1 pseudogene is annotated in these 1,947 nt (G+C 68.6%); it reads left to right on the top strand.

The features are described 5' to 3' along the window. Nucleotides 1-20 precede the first annotated feature (20 nt). Nucleotides 21-1,947: pseudogene (locus tag ACZ5NH_RS45450) on the top strand (type I polyketide synthase); the annotation flags it as partial.

The raw sequence follows: 1,947 nt of genomic DNA, 5'->3' as shown, positions 1-1,947 counted from the left end.
CCTTGGACGGTGGTGGGTCGGTGCCGTCGGTTGTGGTGGTGGAGTGTGGTGCTTCGCTGTCCGGTGAGGCCGGCGGTGGTGTGTCGGGTGTGTCGGCGGGTGTGGTGCGTGGTGTGGTGCACCGGGTTTTGGGTGTGGTGCAGGCGTGGTTGGCTGATGAGCGGTTTGCGGATGGCCGTTTGGTGTTGGTGACCCGGGGTGCTGTGGAGGCGGTTCCGGGTGAGGGGGTTGTGGATCTGGCGGCTGCTGCGGCGCGGGGGTTGTTCCGGTCGGCGCAGTCGGAGAATCCGGGCCGGCTGGTGCTGGTGGATGTCGATGATTCGGTGGTGCGGGTGGATGCCGCGTTGCTGGGTGTCGGTGAGCCGGAGCTGGCGGTGCGTGGTGGTGCGGTGCTGGTGCCGCGTCTGGTGCGGGTGCCGGTGGCCGGTGAGGGCGCAGGTGTGTCCTTCGGTGCTGTGGGTGCTGTGGGTGCTGTGGGTGCCGGGGGCACGGTGCTGGTCACGGGTGCGACGGGGACGTTGGGTGCTTTGGTGGCCCGGCATCTGGTCGCCGAGCACGGCATACGACACCTCCTGCTGACCAGCCGGCGGGGAATGGCCGCAGACGGTGCTGGAGAACTAGTCGCAGGGCTGCGTGAGTTGGGCGCGGAAGCGACGCTCGTCGCTTGCGACGTGGCGGATCGCGAGGCGCTGGCCTCCCTCCTGGCCTCGATACCCGCCGAGCGTCCGTTGTGTGCTGTGGTGCATGCGGCGGGTGTGCTGGATGACGGTGTGATGTCGTCGTTGACGCCTGAGCGGGTGGATGCGGTGTTGCGTCCGAAGGTGGATGCGGCGTTGCTTCTTGATGAGTTGACGCGGGATGCCGGGTTGTCGGCGTTCGTGTTGTTCTCGGGTGCGGCGGCGGTCTTCGGTGCTGCCGGTCAGGGCAACTATGCGGCGGCGAACGCGTTCTTGGAGGGGCTGGCGCAGCGTCGTCGGGCTGAGGGGCTCCCGGCGAGTGCGCTGGCGTGGGGTCTGTGGGCCGAAGCCAGCGGCATGACCGGCGAACTGGATGACGTCGATCTGCGCCGCATCGCCCGGGGTGGCGTGCTGCCGCTGTCGTCGGAGGAGGGCCTGGCGCTCTTCGACACGGCGGTGGGGGTGGACGAGGCGGTGCTGCTGCCGATGCGGCTGGACTTGGCGGCGCTGCGGGCCGAGGCCGCGGCCACCGGGACGGTCCCGGCACTGCTGCGCGGTCTGGTACGGACGCCGGTACGCCGGGCTGCCGGTGACCCCGAGGCCTCCGCGGACGGCGGTTCGCTCGCCCAGCGCCTCCTCGGCCTGACGCACGTCGATCGCGAAAGGCTCCTGGTCGACCTGGTATGTGAACGTGTCGCCGCGGTGCTTGGCTACAGCCGCGCCGATCTCGTCGAACCCGGCCGAGCGTTCAAGGAGTTGGGTTTTGATTCGTTGACGGCGGTGGAGCTGCGTAATGACTTGAGGTCGGTTACGGGGCTGCGGTTGCCGGCGACGTTGGTGTTCGATTATCCGACGCCGGGTGATCTGGCGCGGTATCTGCGGGATGAGTTGGTGGGGCCGGAGGGTGCGCAGGCTGTGGTTCCCGCTGCCGCTGTCACTGGTGCTGGTGCTGGTGCTGGTGTGGGTGTTGGTGGGCGGGTCGTCGGGGATGATCTGGTCGCGATTGTGGGGATGAGCTGTCGTTTTCCCGGGGGTGTGGAGTCTCCGGAGGATTTGTGGCGGCTGGTGGCCGGTGGCGGGGATGGTGTGTCGTCGTTCCCGTCGGATCGGGGCTGGGATCTGGAGGGGTTGTATCACCCGGATCCGGATCATGCGGGGACGTCGTATACGCGGCAGGGTGGTTTCCTGCATGGGGCGGGGGAGTTCGATCCGGGGTTCTTCGGGATCAGTCCGCGTGAGGCGTTGGCGATGGATCCGCAGCAGCGGTTGC

This window comes from Streptomyces sp. NPDC031426, assembly GCF_055581585.1.
This window is presented reverse-complemented; position numbering and strand designations above follow the sequence as displayed.